The organism is Ruegeria sp. D4 (genome assembly GCF_056534475.1).
Window position 1 is genome coordinate 556,729 of the sequence record NZ_JBQFPJ010000001.1, and the last position, 16,877, is coordinate 573,605.

The 16,877-nt window shown below is 57.0% G+C and carries 16 protein-coding genes; 12 read left to right on the forward strand and 4 right to left on the reverse strand.

Features of this window, described 5'->3' with window-relative positions; genetic code table 11:
• Position 1: 1 nt before the first annotated feature.
• Positions 2-1,006 carry a GlxA family transcriptional regulator gene (locus tag ACR0MI_RS02760; RefSeq protein ID WP_170615020.1) on the reverse strand — a complete coding sequence of 335 codons (1,005 nt, stop codon included), beginning with the start codon at positions 1,004-1,006 and terminating at the stop codon, positions 2-4.
• A gap of 169 nt (positions 1,007-1,175) precedes the next feature.
• On the opposite strand from ACR0MI_RS02760, the gene ACR0MI_RS02765 reads away from it, so the two are divergent.
• Positions 1,176-2,546, forward strand: coding sequence for a class II 3-deoxy-7-phosphoheptulonate synthase (locus ACR0MI_RS02765; protein WP_170615021.1), 1,371 nt, complete (start codon positions 1,176-1,178; stop codon positions 2,544-2,546).
• 66 nt (positions 2,547-2,612) lie between these two features.
• Here ACR0MI_RS02765 and ACR0MI_RS02770 read toward each other — a convergent pair whose 3' ends face one another.
• Positions 2,613-3,233, reverse strand: coding sequence for a PAS domain-containing protein (locus tag ACR0MI_RS02770; protein WP_170615022.1), 621 nt, complete (start codon positions 3,231-3,233; stop codon positions 2,613-2,615).
• A gap of 293 nt (positions 3,234-3,526) precedes the next feature.
• Between ACR0MI_RS02770 and ACR0MI_RS02775 the strand changes: the two genes are divergently transcribed.
• The 11 genes from ACR0MI_RS02775 (at position 3,527) to ACR0MI_RS02825 (ending at position 14,415) form a co-directional block, all read left to right on the forward strand.
• Entirely contained in the window at positions 3,527-4,417 is an 891-nt protein-coding gene (locus tag ACR0MI_RS02775) for a YicC/YloC family endoribonuclease (protein WP_170615023.1), read from the forward strand.
• A 17-nt stretch (positions 4,418-4,434) separates the two neighbouring features.
• Positions 4,435-5,076: a guanylate kinase gene (gene gmk / locus ACR0MI_RS02780; RefSeq protein ID WP_170615024.1), complete on the forward strand. Its 642-nt coding sequence runs from the start codon at positions 4,435-4,437 to the stop codon at positions 5,074-5,076.
• Positions 5,073-5,597 (forward strand): gamma carbonic anhydrase family protein, encoded by a 525-nt coding sequence (locus tag ACR0MI_RS02785; protein ID WP_170615025.1) that lies wholly within the window; start codon positions 5,073-5,075, stop codon positions 5,595-5,597. Before gmk ends, ACR0MI_RS02785 begins: the two co-directional genes overlap by 4 nt.
• Positions 5,598-5,631: 34 nt before the next feature.
• Positions 5,632-6,693 carry an ATP-binding protein gene (locus ACR0MI_RS02790; protein WP_170615026.1) on the forward strand — a complete coding sequence of 354 codons (1,062 nt, stop codon included), beginning with the start codon at positions 5,632-5,634 and terminating at the stop codon, positions 6,691-6,693.
• A gap of 182 nt (positions 6,694-6,875) precedes the next feature.
• Positions 6,876-7,916, forward strand: a complete 1,041-nt coding sequence (locus tag ACR0MI_RS02795) for a substrate-binding domain-containing protein (RefSeq protein ID WP_170615027.1) — start codon at positions 6,876-6,878, stop codon at positions 7,914-7,916.
• An 83-nt stretch (positions 7,917-7,999) separates the two neighbouring features.
• A complete protein-coding gene (gene pstC, locus ACR0MI_RS02800; protein ID WP_170615028.1) occupies positions 8,000-9,472 on the forward strand; it encodes a phosphate ABC transporter permease subunit PstC in 1,473 nt (490 codons plus the stop codon).
• Positions 9,469-10,830, forward strand: a complete 1,362-nt coding sequence (gene pstA, locus ACR0MI_RS02805) for a phosphate ABC transporter permease PstA (RefSeq protein WP_170615029.1) — start codon at positions 9,469-9,471, stop codon at positions 10,828-10,830. Before pstC ends, pstA begins: the two co-directional genes overlap by 4 nt.
• A 12-nt stretch (positions 10,831-10,842) precedes the next feature.
• Positions 10,843-11,640, forward strand: a complete 798-nt coding sequence (gene pstB, locus ACR0MI_RS02810) for a phosphate ABC transporter ATP-binding protein PstB (RefSeq protein ID WP_170615030.1) — start codon at positions 10,843-10,845, stop codon at positions 11,638-11,640.
• A gap of 16 nt (positions 11,641-11,656) precedes the next feature.
• Positions 11,657-12,358, forward strand: a complete 702-nt coding sequence (phoU, locus tag ACR0MI_RS02815) for a phosphate signaling complex protein PhoU (protein WP_170615031.1) — start codon at positions 11,657-11,659, stop codon at positions 12,356-12,358.
• A 12-nt stretch (positions 12,359-12,370) separates the two neighbouring features.
• Positions 12,371-13,060, forward strand: a complete 690-nt coding sequence (gene phoB / locus ACR0MI_RS02820; protein ID WP_170615032.1) for a phosphate regulon transcriptional regulator PhoB — start codon at positions 12,371-12,373, stop codon at positions 13,058-13,060.
• 125 nt (positions 13,061-13,185) lie between these two features.
• Positions 13,186-14,415, forward strand: a complete 1,230-nt coding sequence (locus tag ACR0MI_RS02825) for an acyl-CoA dehydrogenase (RefSeq protein WP_170615033.1) — start codon at positions 13,186-13,188, stop codon at positions 14,413-14,415.
• 252 nt (positions 14,416-14,667) lie between these two features.
• Here the strand turns inward: ACR0MI_RS02825 and ACR0MI_RS02830 are convergent, their stop codons facing one another.
• Positions 14,668-15,537, reverse strand: coding sequence for an acyl-CoA thioesterase (locus ACR0MI_RS02830; protein WP_170615034.1), 870 nt, complete (start codon positions 15,535-15,537; stop codon positions 14,668-14,670).
• Between the two features lie 51 nt (positions 15,538-15,588).
• A complete protein-coding gene (locus tag ACR0MI_RS02835; protein WP_170615035.1) occupies positions 15,589-16,818 on the reverse strand; it encodes a serine hydrolase domain-containing protein in 1,230 nt (409 codons plus the stop codon).
• Between the last annotated feature and the right edge of the window lie 59 nt (positions 16,819-16,877).

The following is a 16,877-nucleotide window of genomic DNA, read 5'->3' on the forward strand; positions in this document are numbered from 1 at the left end:
CTTAGACCGACAACCGCCCGCTTTGCGTTCCACGCTCACGATAAGGGGTGGTGTTGTAGTGCGCCCGGTAGCATTTCGAGAAATGCGAAGGGCTGGCAAAGCCGCAGGCGAGTGCCACGTTGATGACGCTCATATCCGTCTGCATCAGCAGGTTGCGGGCCTTGTGAAGACGCAGTTCCATATAATACCGCTTGGGTGATCGGCTCAGGTAGCGACGGAACAGACGCTCCAGCTGGCGGGTCGACATGCCGACTTCTTTCGCCAGAATCGAAGGCGAAATCGGCTCTTCGATGTTCTTTTCCATCATCAGAATGACCTGACTCAGCTTGGGGTGCCGCACACCGATCCGTGTCGGGGTCGACAGCCGCTGTGTATCCTGATCTGTGCGGATCGATGAATAGATCATCTGGTCGGCCACGGCGTTTGCCAGATCCTCACCGAATTCATCTGCGATCAGCTTGAGCATCAGGTCGATGGACGAAGTACCACCTGCAGTCGTCATGCGATTGCCGTCGATCAGGAACACCGATTTGGTCAGTTCCACTTCATCGAACTCCTCGATGAAACTGTCGGAGTTTTCCCAGTGGATCGTCGCCCGTTTTCCGTCCAGAAGACCGGCCTTTGCCATCGTGTAAGCCGCTGTACACAGCCCGCCGACCTTGAGCCCTCGGCGCGCCTCGCGACGCAACCAGTTCAGCACTTTTTTCGTTGTTGCGGTCTGAACATCGACACCGCCGCAGATCAGGACAACCTCGTCGCGGCGCAGTTCGATCAGATCGGCGTCCAGTTTGAAGGTTGTTCCGGCGGAACAACTGACGGTGTCACCGCCTTCGCCCACCAGTGACCACGTATAAAGCTGGCGACCGGCCATGCGGTTGGCGATCCGCAGGCTGTCCAGCGCGGACGCAAAGGACAAAAGTGAGAATTTGTCCAGCAAAACGAAAACGAAGTTTTGCGGATTGGACGCAGTGTCTGGCACCGTGACAACTTGGCGTTGCTCTTTCATGGCGTGATGTCCTTGATTCGGCGCCGGGTGATCGTTTTCCCGGCGTCAGCTTTATCAGTCACCATGACCAAAGCTTGTTTGCGGCGTCAAGGGGCGCAAATGGGATATGGTCACTCTTCAATACATTTTGTATAGAGGCGACCTGACTACTTCAGCGGAGATCAAAGCTATGACAGAATGGCAAAAAACGGACTGGCGCAACAAGCCACGGGTTCAGATGCCAGACTATACCGACGCGGCCGCCCTGGCCAAGGTCGAGGCCCAGCTTTCACAGTATCCCCCGCTGGTTTTTGCCGGTGAGGCGCGGCGCCTCAAGCAACATCTGGGTGCCGCCGGTCGCGGCGAAGCCTTCCTGCTGCAGGGCGGGGATTGTGCGGAAAGTTTTGAACAATTCAGCGCGGACGCGATCCGCGACACCTTCAAGGTGATGCTGCAGATGGCGATGGTGCTGACCTATGGCGCCAAGGTGCCGGTGGTCAAAGTCGGCCGCATGGCCGGCCAGTTCGCCAAGCCGCGCAGCGCCCCGACCGAGGTGGTGAATGGCGTCGAACTGCCCAGCTATCGTGGTGACATCATCAACGAACTGGCCTTCACGCCCGAGGCGCGGATTCCGAATCCGGACAAGATGCTTCAGGCCTACACGCAGGCGGCGGCCACGCTGAACCTGTTGCGCGCATTTTCGACCGGCGGATTCGCGGACATGAGCCGTGTCCATTCCTGGACTCTGGGCTTCACCGACAAACAGGATGTCCAGAAATATTCCGAGATCGCGGATCGTATTCAGGACACCATCGATTTCATGGGCGCAGCCGGGATCACGGCGGATACAACGCATGAGTTTTCGACGGTTGAGTTCTACACCAGTCACGAAGGGCTGCTGCTGGAATATGAAGAGGCCCTGACGCGTCTTGATTCCACATCCGGCAACTGGCTGGCTGGCTCCGGTCACATGATCTGGATCGGCGACCGGACCCGTCAGCCTGACGGCGCGCATGTCGAGTTCTGCCGTGGCGTTCAGAATCCGATCGGGTTGAAATGCGGCCCGACCACAACGGCCGAAGACCTCAAGGTTCTGATGTCGAAGCTGAACCCGGAGAATGAAGAAGGCCGCCTGACCCTGATTGCACGCTTTGGTGCGGGTAACGCGGGCGAGCATCTGCCGCGCCTGATCAAGGCCGTCAAGGAAGAGGGCGCCAAGGTGACCTGGGTCTGCGATCCGATGCACGGCAATACGATCAAGTCGGCCACGGGCTACAAGACCCGTCCGTTCGACTCGGTCCTGCGCGAAGTGCGCGACTTCTTCGGTGTGCATCAGGCCGAGGGCACCATCCCCGGCGGCGTTCATTTCGAGATGACAGGTTTGGACGTGACCGAATGCACCGGTGGCGTGCGGGCCGTGACCGAAGAAGACCTGTCAGACCGCTATCATACCGCCTGCGACCCACGCCTGAATGCGTCCCAGTCGCTGGAGCTGGCGTTCCTGGTCGCTGAGGAACTGACCAACCTCCGCCGCGACCGCGTTAAGCGCGAAGCCAGCTGATAGTGCTTCCCAGAAAAGCAGAACGGCGGGCCATGGTGCCCGCCGTTTTCATTTGATCGGATTAGTTCAATCCTTTCGCGAAACGACAAGCCGCAAATGAGAGGCGGGGTGTTTGAACCCTTCTTGTTTCTCGGCAAACCCCTCCACCAACTGTTTCTGTGCGATTTGGGGGGCTTGGATTTCGGAAACAGCGCGGATCCGACTTTCCTTGATCGCAAAACGTCTGGGTGTGGCACCAATGGTGCCGTCGCTGACCATCACGCCCAGTATCCGGCTGACATCGCCCAGATCGCTTCTCAGTGGCAAAAGGATCATGCGTGCCTGCAAACGCGCGCTGCCCAAACGTCCTTTTGAGATCAGGTCCATCTCTGCCAGCGCGGGTTCCGAAAAAACCCGTTCCAGAACTTCGGTAATCTGCCGCCTCGCAGAGGTCTCGAAAAATGCGGTAAGGGGCATGCCGCGGACTTCCATGCCAGCCAGTTTGGTCTGATGGCTGCCTGCAAGGCGGAACCGCGCCAGACCGGGGGCGATACGTTCAAGAACAAAGGTGTATTCCAGAATATTCTCAAGTCCGCGCGGGTCGATCTGTGACCGCATCGGAACGCCGTCACCGGTTAAAAGAGCCGTCCAGTAGGCTTCGGCCTGACGGATCGGAGTAAGACTGCGCCCACTGTCAAAACGATCCATTGCAACGATCTTTCCAAATTTGGACCCGGAACCATTCCCGAAAAGAGACTTCACTTTCGTCACCCCGTACCAATCAAACGCCATTTTCATAAAATGCTACGCATTACGGCCATAGGCGTTCCAACAACCATGAAAGGAAGATTGGCACGGGTTAACTCAATCTTGGAGGAATTCTTTAACGAATGGTTAACTTCCGGGAGTTCACGCAATCACAGCAAGGTCTTGCCCTGTGGCGGTCTATGGCATTAGGTGCGGCAAGCACGCAGGAAATGGCATCGACAGAAAGGGCAGGCATGATCAGATCCATGACCGGATTTGCCTCGGGTAAGGGGGCTTTCGGGCCGCATAGCTGGACGTGGGAGCTCCGCAGCGTGAATGGCAAGGGTCTGGACATGCGCCTGCGCCTGCCGGATTGGCTGACCGGATTGGAAGCCGCCTTGCGGGGAGAACTGTCCAAATCTCTTAGCCGCGGCAATGTGACTTTGTCGTTGCGGCTGAGCCGCGAAGAAACGGCACCAGATCTTGTGCTGAATGAAACCGCGATGGAATCGGCGCTGGATGCGCTGGCTCGAACAGAAAACATGGCTGCAGCGCGGGGTTTGACGCTTGCGCCATCCTGTGCCGCAGATTTGCTTGCGTTGAAAGGCATGATGGAAGCGGGCAATGATACGGACGATGCCGCGCCTTTGGTCGCACATCTTCAGTCTGAATTTCCTGCACTTCTGGGCGCCTTTATCGACATGCGGCGGGCCGAGGGGAAAGCGTTGGCCGGTATACTTGACGGGCAACTGGATCAGGTCGCGGCGCTGACAGCTCAGGCGGCTGAGTTGGCCGAAAAGCGCAAAGGCAAGGCTGCCGAGGCGTTGCAGGAGAACCTGGCCCGCGTTCTGGACAACGCTCAGGGTGCGGACCCGGACCGCGTCGCGCAAGAGCTTGCGCTGATCGCCGTTAAGGCGGATATCACCGAAGAGATTGACAGACTGGGTGCTCACGTGACCGCCGCCCGCACTTTGCTGGCGCAGGACGGGGCGGTAGGACGCAAGCTAGACTTCCTGATGCAGGAGTTCAACCGCGAGGCCAACACCTTGTGTTCCAAGGCGCAAAGCGCGGAGCTTACTGCCGTAGGTCTCGAACTTAAGGCTGTGATAGATCAGATGCGCGAACAAGTGCAAAACGTGGAATAAGATCGGAGCGTAAGGATATGGCGGATAGACGAGGCCTTCTTATCATTCTGTCCTCGCCATCGGGCGCGGGCAAATCCACGCTGGCCAAACGGTTGATGAGTTGGGACACAGAGCTGGAGTTTTCAGTTTCGGCAACAACCCGCGCGCCGCGACCGGGTGAAGAACACGGGCGCGACTACTATTTTTTAAGCGAAGACACGTTCCGTCAGCAGGTTTCAGACGGTCAGATGCTGGAACACGCGCATGTTTTCGGAAACTTCTATGGTTCTCCCGCAGGTCCGGTTCGCGAGTCGATCAACAGTGGCAAGGATGTCCTGTTCGATGTCGACTGGCAGGGTGAGGTGCAGATCCGGAACTCGGATCTGGGCAAACATGCGCTTTCGATCTTTATTCTTCCGCCTTCGATTCCGGAATTGCGTCGCAGGTTGGAAAGCCGGGGGCAGGACAGTGAAGAAGTGATCGCCAAACGGATGCTCAAAAGCTGGGACGAAATCAGCCATTGGGGGTATTACGATTACGTGCTGATCAATGACGATCTGAATGCAACCGAAGAAAAGCTGAAGACGATCGTCAGCGCCGAGCGAATGCGCCGCATTCAGCAACCCGCGTTGCAGGATCATGTACGGACATTGCAAAGTGAATTCGAGGGTTTGTCATGACCATCTACGCACTGGGCGAACACACACCGCAACTTCACGAGGATACCTGGGTTGCGCCCGACGCCAATTTGATTGGGAAGGTCGTGCTGGAGCAAGGCGCCTCGGTCTGGTTCGGCTGCACCATCCGCGCCGATCACGAGGAAATTCGCGTAGGTGCGGGCAGCAATGTGCAGGAAAACTGCGTCATGCATATCGACGCCGGTTTCCCGCTGACCATCGGGGCCAATTGCACCATTGGCCACAAGGTCATGCTGCACGGCTGCACAATCGGTGAGAATACCTTGATCGGGATGGGTGCCATCGTTCTGAACGGGGCCAGGATCGGCAAGAACTGCCTGATCGGGGCCGGGGCGCTGATCACCGAAAACAAGGAGATTCCGGACAATTCCCTGGTCATGGGATCGCCCGGAAAGGTCGTGCGCCAGGTGGATGAGGCGACGGCGCAGCGGCTTACACTCAGCGCGCAGCACTATCAGGAAAATATGCGGAGATTTCGTGAATCCCTGAAGCCGATTTCATAGGCCTTTTGACGAGACAAGTAGAAAGGCTGCAGCAATGGCAGAAAATCAGCTAAACGAATTTGTTTCGGCCATTCCCATGCCAGCATTGATGGTCGACCAGACAGAGCGGATCGTTGCCGCCAACACTGATGCCATAACTCTGTTAGGCCGCAACATTCATGGCCGGCATTTCGCAACCATCCTGCGGCAGCCTCAGGTTATCGAAGCGATGGAGCAAAGCCTGAGCACGAAAGGGGCCGCGAAAACAAAGCATCTGTCCAACGACGGTGCGCAGGACACCACGTTCGAGGTCCAGTGCAGATACGTAAACGGGGTCGGTGCCGTTTCGGGCGGGGCAGTTTTGGCCATCTTCCAGGACGTGAGCCATCTGGAACAGGCCAGCCAGATGCGGCGGGACTTTGTAGCGAATGTCAGTCACGAGTTGCGCACCCCCTTGACCGCCCTGATGGGGTTCATTGAAACACTGCGTGGCCCGGCCCGAAAGGATGAGGCCGCGCGGGACCGGTTCCTGCAGATCATGATGGATGAGGCGAACCGGATGAACCGTCTGGTGGGCGATCTGTTGTCGCTAAACCGGGTCGAGAGCGAGGAACGTATCCGGCCAAAGGAAGCAGTGGACCTGACGGGGCTGTTGCAATCAACGATAAATACGCTGCGCCCGCTGGCAGAGGATGTGCAAGTCGCTTTGTCTCTGAACGCGCCGCCGGATTCCGTGTCGCTGCCGGGTGATGCCGATCAACTGCGTCAGGTCTTCACCAACCTTATCGAGAACGCCATCAAATACGGCAGCAGCGGCGGCGTCGTTGATGTCACGCTTGAGCTTTTGGAGCGTGACGCGACCGTACGTGGCCCGTCTGTGCGTGTTCAGGTGGCGGACAAGGGGCCAGGTATCGACTCAGTACATTTGCCCCGGCTGACGGAACGGTTTTATCGGGCCGACAGCCACCGGTCACGTCAGTTGGGGGGGACGGGACTTGGGCTGGCGATCGTAAAACACATCGTCAACCGGCATCGCGGCCGGTTGCGTGTGGAAAGCGAATTGGGGCAGGGCACAACGTTCACTGTGATCCTTCCCATCGGGCACAGCGAAACCTGAAACCTGCTCACGGAAGCCTTGCGTCGAGTGCATGACAGCTTTGCGCAAAGTTATGCAACTTTCCTCCGGCTTGTCATGAAACTGTTACACACCTGTCACACAAGGCTTACGCGCGCCTCTTAGAGGTTCGCCCAAGATCATCATGGGGATGATCACTACATATCTTTGTCAAGGAGACTGAAATGTCCTTTGTAAAACTGTCGGCTTCTGCACTGGCCATCGCGGCCGTTTCGGCGACTACTGCTGCTGCGCGTGATCAGGTACAGGTTGCCGGTTCGTCAACCGTGCTGCCTTACGCTTCGATCGTTGCTGAAGCCTTCGGTGAAAACTTTGACTTCCCGACACCGGTTGTTGAATCGGGCGGTTCCTCGGCGGGTCTGAAGCGTTTTTGTGAAGGTGTAGGCGAAAACACCATCGACGTTGCGAACGCTTCGCGTGCCATCCGCGAAAAAGAGATCAAAGCCTGCGCTGAGAACGGCGTGACGGACATCATCGAAGTTCAGATCGGTTATGACGGCATCGTTTTCGCATCCGACATCAACGGCAACTCGTTCGAGTTCACGCCGGAAGACTGGTACAGAGCCCTGTCCGCTCAAATCGTCGTCGACGGCGAACTGGTCGACAACCCGAACAAAACCTGGGCCGACGTGAACCCTAACTTCCCGGCACAGCCGATCGCAGCCTTCATCCCGGGCACCAAGCACGGCACCCGTGAAGTGTTCGAAGACAAGGTGATCCTGGCCGGTTGTGAGCATCTGGGCGACTTTGACGTCTACAAGGCTGCCAACGGCGACGACAAGAAAGCAGCTGAAAAAGCCTGTATCGCGCTGCGTACCGACGGCGTTTCGGTCGACATCGACGGCGACTACACCGAAACCCTGGCCCGTATCGAAAGCAACAAGGACGGCATCGGCGTCTTTGGTCTGGCGTTCTATGAGAACAACACCGACAAGCTGCAGGTCGCGACCATGTCTGGCATCGTTCCTTCGACCGAGTCGATCGCATCCGGCGAATACCCGGTTTCGCGCCCGCTGTTCTTCTACGTGAAGAAAGCCCACATCGGCGTAATCCCCGGCCTGAAAGAGTATGCCGAGTTTTTCGTCGCTGACGAGATCGCAGGCCCCGATGGCCCGCTGGCAGAATACGGCCTGGTATCCGACCCAGAGCTGGTCAAAGTACAGGAAACAGTAGCCAACGAAACCGTTCTGGGCGGCGGCTCCTAAATACTCATATGAACGGAGCCGGGGCGTTTTCTTCGCGTCCCGGTTCCTTTTGACTCCTACTCTGCCATACTTACGGAGTTCTCATGGCGCTATCCTGGCTGTTGGTTATCCTGCTTGCACTGGCAGTGATTGGATTTTTCGCGGGCCGGTCCCGAGCATTGGCAAGCGCGGCCGGAGAGGCCCGTGATTTGCATTCTCTGCCATCATACTATGGCTACAACGTTGCTCTGACAGCTTTGGTTCCGGCATTGGGTGTGCTGATCATCTGGCTTCTGGTGCAGCCGATGATCGTGAACAGCACTGTTTCCGGCCTTATTCCTGATCAAGCGATCCCCGAGGGTTCGGACCGCGGCTTGGTCATGAGCGAGGTCCGCCGTGTGGCTTATGGTCTGGACGGCGCTGTGGCCACTGGCGCGATGGCTGAGCCGCAGGCCCGGGATGGCAATGCCGATATCGAAGCCCTGACCAAAACGCTGAAAGAGTCCGGACAGGTTCTGACGCAAGACATCACACAGCCAATTTTGGTGGCAGCGCAGAAGTACCGCAGCATGACGTCAACCGGGAAGGTGGCAATGCAGGTCGTCGTTCTGGCGATTGCTCTGTTTGGTGCCGCTTTTGCCTATATCAGAACGCACAAGGATTTCCGGGCTCGCAATGTGGTCGAGCAGGGGGTTCTGGCGCTGTTGCTGCTCGCCGCGTCGATTGCAATCCTGACAACCGTCGGCATCGTTCTGTCGATGTTGTTCGAGACCATGAACTTCTTCCAGCTGCATTCCTGGAAAGACTTTTTCCTGGGAACCACCTGGGCCCCCAACTTCCGTGGCGGAAGTGAGCTGTCGATTCTGCCGCTGCTCTGGGGCACGCTATACATCTCGCTGATTGCGCTGCTGGTTGCTGTGCCGATCGGTCTGTTCGCCGCAATTTACCTGTCGGAATATGCATCCGGTGCGACCCGGTCGATCGCCAAACCTCTGCTCGAAATTCTGGCGGGTATCCCGACCATCGTTTACGGTTTGTTTGCCTTGCTGACGGTTGGTCCCGCGCTTGTTTCCCTTTTCGGTGATGGTGGCGCTTTGGGGGTGGGCTGGATGGCCAGTTCCAACGCGGTTCTGACGGCCGGTCTGGTGATGGGGATCATGCTGATTCCGTTCGTGTCCTCGCTGTCGGACGACATCATCAACGCTGTACCGCAATCCATGCGTGACGGTTCTCTCGGCCTTGGGGCCACGCATTCGGAAACCGTGCGCAATGTGATCCTGCCCGCAGCGCTGCCGGGCATCGTCGGGGCAATTCTGCTGGCCGCCAGCCGTGCCATTGGTGAAACGATGATCGTTGTGATGGCCGCCGGTGCGATAGCAAAGTTCTCGGGCAACCCATTCGAGGCGATGACCACCATCACCACTCGGATCGTCAGCCAGTTGACAGGTGATACCGACTTTGCCAGCCCTGAAACGCTGGTCGCGTTCGCGCTGGGTCTGACACTCTTTGTGATCACGCTGGGCCTGAATATCCTCGCCCTCTACATCGTACGCAAATACCGGGAGCAGTACGAATGACCGATATTTCCCAAACACCTGGCGCTGCTCCGACCGCGAAAACCAAGGACGGATCGCTGTTCGAAAAGGACGCGCGCACCAAGCGGCGCAATGCGGCTGAAAGCCGGTTCAAGATGTACGGTATCGCCGCCATCGGTATCGGGCTGCTGATGCTGGTCGTTCTGGTTACGAATATCGTAACCGCCGGCACCGGGGCATTTCAGCAAACCTATCTTGAGCTGGATGTCGACCTGAAGGCCGACAAGTTGGACAAGAAGGGCAACCGCAATATTGAGGACATCAAGAAGGTGTCGACCTTTGGTTATGCGCCTCTGATCGCGTCTGCGCTGGAATCCGAAGTTGCAAAACTGGGCATCCAGACTGAACTGACACCTAAACAGATGGGCGGTATCCTGTCCAAAGCTGCGCAGGCGGAATTGCGGAACTACGTCATCGCCAATCCTGATGAGATCGGCAATACGGTCAGCTTCCGGTTTCTGACCAACAGCCGCGTTGATGGTTACATGAAAGATCGAGTAACCCGCGACTCGATTGCCAACGACAAGAGCATCTCGGTCGAACAACTTGATTTCGTTGACCAGTTGCGGGATGCCGGTGTTCTGTACAAGGCGTTCAACCCCGACTTCATCCTTGGTGCTGATGCGTCCGACCAACGGCCCGAGGCGGCAGGGATCGGCGTCTCAATGCTGGGTTCGCTGTTCATGATGTTCGTCGTGCTGGCGCTGGCGCTGCCGATTGGCGTTGCAGCCTCGATCTATCTTGAGGAATTCGCGCCGCAGAACCGGCTGACCGATATTATCGAGGTGAATATCTCGAACCTGGCTGCCGTTCCGTCCATCGTGTTCGGTATCCTGGGTCTTGCCGTGTTCATCAACTACATGCACCTGCCAACGTCCGCTCCGCTGGTCGGCGGTTTGGTGCTGACGCTGATGACCTTGCCGACGATCATCATATCGACCCGAGCGTCGCTGAAGGCCGTGCCGCCGTCGATCCGCGATGCAGCGCTTGGGGTAGGGGCCTCGAAAATGCAGGCGGTGTTCCACCATGTTCTGCCCCTGGCCGCACCCGGTATTCTGACCGGAACCATCATTGGTCTGGCGCAGGCGCTGGGTGAAACGGCTCCGCTGTTGCTGATCGGAATGGTGGGCTTTATCGCCTCGAACCCGCCCGACGGCATCGTTGCGGGCTTCCTGTCCCCGAACTCGGCCATGCCGGCGCAGATCTACGAATGGTCCAAGCGCGCCGACCCGGCCTTTTACGAACGCGCATGGGGGGGCATCATCATTCTGTTGATCTTCCTCGTCACAATGAACACGATTGCGGTCATCCTGCGCCGCCGCTTTGAACGCCGCTGGTAAGTGGAGGCAATAATGAACGACATGACACGAGTGGAGAGAACCGTGGACTCCGAAGAAATCAAGATCGCCGCGAAAAACGTTCAGGTCTATTACGGCGATGCCCACGCCATCAAGGACGTGAACGTGGAGATCGAAGACAAGAAGGTGACGGCCTTCATCGGCCCGTCGGGGTGCGGCAAATCCACCTTCCTGCGCTGCCTGAACCGGATGAACGACACCATTGACATCTGCCGGGTCGAAGGAGACATCCTGCTGGACGGCGAAGACATCTATGACAGGCGTGTCGACCCGGTGCAGCTGCGCGCCAAAGTGGGGATGGTGTTCCAGAAGCCCAACCCGTTCCCCAAGTCGATCTACGACAATGTCGCTTACGGCCCTCGCATCCACGGCCTTGCCAAGAACAAGGCAGAACTGGATGAGATCGTTGAGAAATCCTTGCGCCGGGGTGCGATCTGGGATGAGGTGAAGGACCGGCTGGATGCCCCGGGCACAGGTCTGTCCGGTGGTCAGCAGCAACGCCTGTGCATCGCTCGCGCCGTCGCGACCGAGCCCGAGGTTCTGCTGATGGACGAACCCTGTTCGGCGCTGGACCCGATTGCAACGGCGCAAGTCGAGGAACTGATCGATGAGCTGCGCGCGCAATATTCTGTGGTGATCGTGACCCATTCTATGCAGCAGGCCGCCCGTGTAAGCCAGAAGACCGCTTTCTTCCATTTGGGAAACCTGGTCGAGTTTGGCGAAACCGGCCAGATCTTCACCAACCCGGTGGATCCCCGCACGGAAAGCTACATTACAGGCCGGATCGGCTGAGTACAGGTAACCAGATATGACCGAACAACATATTGCATCCGCATTCGACCGCGACCTTGAAACGATCCAGGCCCACATCATGAAGATGGGCGGTCTGGTCGAGGCCGCAATCATGAGCTCGGCCCGCTCGCTTGAGACGCGCGACGAGGAACTGGCGCAGCAAGTCCGGCAGGGCGACAAGGCCATTGACGCGCTTGAAGAACTGATCAACGAAGAAACCGCGCGTCTGATTGCGCTGCGGTCCCCGACGGCCGGCGATCTGAGGCTGGTGTTGTCGGTCCTGAAGGTTTCGGCCAACCTGGAACGCATTGGCGATTATTCCAAGAACATTGCCAAGCGTACCACGGTTTTGGTCAACGCAGGCGAGATCAACGGAAGCGCTGCGGCTCTGCGCCGTATGGCGCGCGAGGTCGAGCGTATGCTGCGGGACGCGCTGGATGCCTATATCCAGCGCGATGCCGAACTGGCGGCTGACGTGATCGAACGGGACGAAGAGGTGGACCAGATGTATAATGGTCTGTTCCGCGAATTCCTGACGTTCATGGCCGAGGATCCGCGCAATATTTCGTCGTGCATGCATTTGCATTTCATCGCCAAGAACATCGAGCGTATGGGCGACCATGTCACTGCAATCGCTGAGCAGGTTGTTTATCTCGTGACCGGTGAACGACCCTCCGAGGCGCGGCCCAAGGCTGATATCACCTCGCAAACCGTCTAGGAGATCGCGATCATGTCCGCTGATCAGCCCACAGTTCTGGTTGTCGAGGATGAACCGGCGCAGCGCGAAGTGCTGGCCTACAATCTTGAAGCAGAAGGGTTTCGCGTCTCAAAAGCCGCCAACGGTGACGAAGCCCTGCTGCTGGTCGATGAGGATAGCCCGGACATCATCGTGCTAGACTGGATGATGCCAAACCTCAGCGGGATCGAAGTCTGTCGGCGTCTGAAAACCCGGTCGGATACGCGCTCCATTCCGATCATCATGCTTTCGGCCCGTACGGAAGAGGTGGACAAGGTGCGCGGGTTGGAAACCGGCGCGGATGACTATGTGGTCAAACCCTATTCAGTCGTCGAACTCATGGCACGGGTGCGATCCCAACTGCGGCGTGTGCGTCCGGCGACGGTTGGTCTGCGGCTGGAGTATGACGACATCGTTCTGGATTCCGAGACACACAAAGTCAGCCGCAACAGCAAACCGCTGAAACTTGGCCCGACCGAGTTTCGCCTGCTTAGCACTTTCATGGAAAAGCCAGGCCGGGTCTGGAGCCGCGAGCAATTGCTGGACCGGGTCTGGGGGCGGGACATTTATGTCGATACCAGAACAGTTGACGTGCATATCGGACGCCTGCGCAAGGCTTTGACACAGCATGGGGGCGACGATCCGGTGCGCACGGTACGTGGTGCTGGCTACGCCTTGGGCTGAACAAGGGGTAGGGCGGCCCGGTCAGAAACTATGCGATTCACTCATGGGTGATTGCTAAACTCTTGCTGTCTTTTGCCAGCGCTCCGGGTTATTTTGCCGCGAAGCCGACTGAGCGGAGAATGATCATGAACGCCCCGACCCCCAAACCCACCTTGCGCGCCAAGGATACCCCGGATCTTGGTAAATTTGCCTGGGATGATCCTTTTCGCCTGTCTGATCAGCTGAACGAAGACGAACGCATGATTGCGGACAGCGCCCGTGCTTATGCTCAGGAAAAGCTGCAACCCCGGATTACGCAGGCGTTCGAGGAGGAAAAGACAGACCCCGAGATCTTTCGCGAGATGGGCGAAATGGGTTTGCTGGGCGCCACGATTCCCGAAGAATATGGCGGGATCGGTGCCGGCTATGTCTCGTACGGGCTGGTGGCGCGTGAAGTCGAGCGTGTGGATTCCGGCTATCGATCGATGATGTCGGTGCAAAGCTCACTGGTGATGTATCCGATCTATGCCTATGGCAGTGAAGAACAGCGGCAAAAATACCTGCCCAAGCTGGCCAGCGGAGAGTGGATTGGTTGTTTCGGTCTGACCGAAGCAGACGCGGGTTCGGATCCGGCGGGTATGAAGACCCGCGCTGAAAAGATCGATGGTGGCTATCGGTTGAACGGCAGCAAGATGTGGATTTCCAATGCACCGATCGCGGATGTGTTTGTTGTGTGGGCCAAATCCGATGCGCATGACGGCAAAATTCGCGGTTTTGTGCTTGAAAAAGGCCTCAAGGGTCTGAGCGCCCCTAAGATTCAGAACAAGCTGAGCCTGCGTGCATCAATCACCGGTGAAATCGTCATGGATGGCGTCGAAGTTGGTGAAGACGCATTGCTGCCCCATGTTCAGGGTCTGAAAGGTCCATTCGGCTGTCTGAACCGCGCAAGATACGGCATCAGCTGGGGGGTCATGGGGGCTGCTGAATGCTGCTGGCATGGCGCACGCCAGTATGGACTGGACCGCAAGCAATTCAATCGTCCCCTGGCGCAAACGCAATTGTTCCAGCGCAAACTGGCCGACATGCAAACCGAAATCGCGCTGGGGCTGCAGGCCAGCCTGCGGGTCGGACGCCTGATGGACCTGGCCGAAGCTGCGCCGGAAATGATTTCGATCGTGAAGCGCAACAATTGTGGCAAAGCTCTGGATATCGCGCGTCTGGCACGCGACATGCACGGTGGCAACGGGATCTCTCTGGAGTTTCACGTTATCCGCCACATGGTCAATCTGGAGACCGTGAATACCTATGAAGGCACTCACGATGTCCATGCATTGATCCTGGGGCGGGCGCAAACCGGCTTGCAGGCGTTTTTCTAAGCGCCGGATTTCGACGGCGAACATTCTGCCACTCGGCTGCTATATTAGCAGCCGGGTGGTTGTCGTTGGTAAGATTTTATTCAGAGGTTCGTGAGTTGACGTCAGCTTGGCCGTCAATTTTACAGGATACACAAATTCGTATAATCGGTATTATGGTAAAAAGTCTCCTTCGCGTTCTTGGTGACACGTTCTTGGTGACACGTTGCTAATCAAAAGTAGTCTAACATCATAACAATCGGTTAGAAGAGATCTCTAACCTTGTTTGACAGCCTTCCGCATCAGGCCTTCCTGTGCGACAGAAGCCACAAGTTCGCCATTCTGAGAAAAGATCGAACCGCGGTTAAAACTGCGACCACGGCCTGTCCAAGGTGAATCCATCGAATACAAATGCCAGTTCTCGAAGTGAACCGGTGCATGGAACCACAACGCATGATCTAGGCTGGCGCTGTTGACTTCGCCAGTATACCAGCTCAGGCCATGCGGCCGCATCCCTGACGTCATCAGGTACATGTCTGACGCGTAGGCCAACAACAGATGTTGTGTGATTGGATCAGTGTCAGCCGCTGCTGACATGCGAAACCAGATTTGGTTGCGGTCATCGGATTTCACCGGATGGATCGGACTGTGGTGATTGACCTCACGAACTTCAATCGGACGTTCCCGAAGCAGTTCGCCATGCAGCCGTTTCGGAACTTGATCCAGCAACTTGTGATACAACTCTGATCGCGCGGGATACGAGTTCGGTGAATTCGACTCTGGCATGGGATGTTGGTGATCCCACCCATCATCCTGAATATGAAATGACGCCGACAAGTTCAGGATTTGTTTCCCGTTCTGGATTGCTACAACCCGGCGAGTCGTGAAAGAACCTCCATCTCGTGCTCTATCCACTTGATATATTATCGGAATATCAGGATTTCCGGGTCGTATGAAATACGCATGAAGCGAATGGCATAGCCGGTCGTCCACTGTCCTGTATGCCGCAGCCAGTGCTTGAGCTATGACCTGACCGCCGAAAACTCTTGTTGGGGTTTCCCCGCCGGATCCGGTGCCCCGAAACAGGTCTTGTTCAAGCCTTTCAACGTTGAGAAGATCAAGAAGGATACGCTCGGCTTCGGTCATATTGTGTCTCACTGGTGTATTTCTTCAGGCGAAGTAACAGTCGCCGACCGGTCATTCAATGATTGTACCCAAAACCAGTGATTTTAGCTCGGCACGGGACGGGTACGAACTAGAAGGAGACAACTGTGTGAAGAACACCGAAGTCAGATCGTTCTGGTAGTCGATCCAGAAAAACGTAGAAGCCATTCCGCCCCAACTGAAATCCCCTTGGGACCCGGCAACCCGGGTGCGACCCGGTTGGATAACAACAGCGCCCGCAAGTCCAAACCCCATTCCCTCCATTGGTTGTTCCGCAAAACTGCGCGGGCCCATCGATGCGATGTCACCCGGCAATTGGTTATGCATCATAAACTCAACGGTCTTGGGGCCCAACAGGCGGTGGCCGTTCCCCTGCCCCCGATTTCGCAGCATTTCCGCGAAACGGGCATAGTCATCGATCGTGCTTACCAGACCGCCACCTCCGGAATACATCGTCGCGCGTTCAAACGGAGATTTCCCGGCTTCGTCTACAAGCCGCAGGCTGTTTTCCCCGACATCGGCGGAATTGAGGGCCATGGCATCGCCAGCCAAGGGGGTGTAAAGCGACGCAAATCTGCTGGATGCTCCATGTGGGACTGAAAAACCGGTCTTTGTCATGCCCAATGGGTCAAAAACACTTTGCAGAAGGAACCCGTCCAAGGACTGTCCGGATACGATTTCGACGATCCGGCCAAGAACGTCTGTCGCGACGGAGTATTCCCACCTGGTCCCTGGTTGGAACGCCAGTGGCAGGGTCGCGAGTTTTGTTACGTTGTCCGCCAGAAAGCCCTGATCCGGCTTGAAAAATAGTTCCTGCGCTTCCATGGCTTCCGGCAGTATTCCGGGGTTAAAGGAATAGCTAAGGCCACTTGTGTGTGTCAGTAGCTGGTGCACCGTCGGGGTCGTGGCAGGTTCTGTCTGATCAATCCTTGTTGCGTCAGACACAAGCGCCTGCATATCCGCGAACTCGGGCAAAAAGTCAGATACCAGCGCGTTCAGAGGAAACAAACCGCGTTCAACCAGCATCATGATGGCGACGGACGTGATCGGTTTGGTCATCGAATAAATTCGAACCACTGTGTCACGTTCAAAAGGCAGTTCGCGCGCAAGATCCCGATGCCCGCAGGTATGGAAAAACGCCTCTCTACCGCCCTGGATCAGCAACAACGAAGAACCTGCGTATTTGCGCTGATCGACATAGCGTTGCATCCAGTGGCGGATGTGTTGCGTCCTGTCAGGGTCAAGTGTCGACTGGCGTGCCATGTATTTCCAAACCTGTGTTGTATTGCGGATTTCGCTGCTCCAGCCAGCCAATGCAGGTG

Bases quoted from the DNA above. Each gene is read 5' to 3' on its own strand.
- ACR0MI_RS02785 (WP_170615025.1), top strand. From the start codon at position 5,073: ATGACCATCTACGCACTGGGCGAACACACACCGCAACTTCACGAGGAT.
- ACR0MI_RS02835 (WP_170615035.1), bottom strand. From the start codon at position 16,818: ATGGCACGCCAGTCGACACTTGACCCTGACAGGACGCAACACATCCGC.
- ACR0MI_RS02830 (WP_170615034.1), bottom strand. From the start codon at position 15,537: ATGACCGAAGCCGAGCGTATCCTTCTTGATCTTCTCAACGTTGAAAGG.
- phoB (WP_170615032.1), top strand. From the start codon at position 12,371: ATGTCCGCTGATCAGCCCACAGTTCTGGTTGTCGAGGATGAACCGGCG.
- phoU (WP_170615031.1), top strand. From the start codon at position 11,657: ATGACCGAACAACATATTGCATCCGCATTCGACCGCGACCTTGAAACG.
- pstC (WP_170615028.1), top strand. From the start codon at position 8,000: ATGGCGCTATCCTGGCTGTTGGTTATCCTGCTTGCACTGGCAGTGATT.
- gmk (WP_170615024.1), top strand. From the start codon at position 4,435: ATGGCGGATAGACGAGGCCTTCTTATCATTCTGTCCTCGCCATCGGGC.
- ACR0MI_RS02790 (WP_170615026.1), top strand. From the start codon at position 5,632: ATGGCAGAAAATCAGCTAAACGAATTTGTTTCGGCCATTCCCATGCCA.
- pstA (WP_170615029.1), top strand. From the start codon at position 9,469: ATGACCGATATTTCCCAAACACCTGGCGCTGCTCCGACCGCGAAAACC.
- pstB (WP_170615030.1), top strand. From the start codon at position 10,843: ATGAACGACATGACACGAGTGGAGAGAACCGTGGACTCCGAAGAAATC.
- ACR0MI_RS02825 (WP_170615033.1), top strand. From the start codon at position 13,186: ATGAACGCCCCGACCCCCAAACCCACCTTGCGCGCCAAGGATACCCCG.
- ACR0MI_RS02765 (WP_170615021.1), top strand. From the start codon at position 1,176: ATGACAGAATGGCAAAAAACGGACTGGCGCAACAAGCCACGGGTTCAG.
- ACR0MI_RS02795 (WP_170615027.1), top strand. From the start codon at position 6,876: ATGTCCTTTGTAAAACTGTCGGCTTCTGCACTGGCCATCGCGGCCGTT.
- ACR0MI_RS02760 (WP_170615020.1), bottom strand. From the start codon at position 1,006: ATGAAAGAGCAACGCCAAGTTGTCACGGTGCCAGACACTGCGTCCAAT.
- ACR0MI_RS02770 (WP_170615022.1), bottom strand. From the start codon at position 3,233: ATGGATCGTTTTGACAGTGGGCGCAGTCTTACTCCGATCCGTCAGGCC.
- ACR0MI_RS02775 (WP_170615023.1), top strand. From the start codon at position 3,527: ATGATCAGATCCATGACCGGATTTGCCTCGGGTAAGGGGGCTTTCGGG.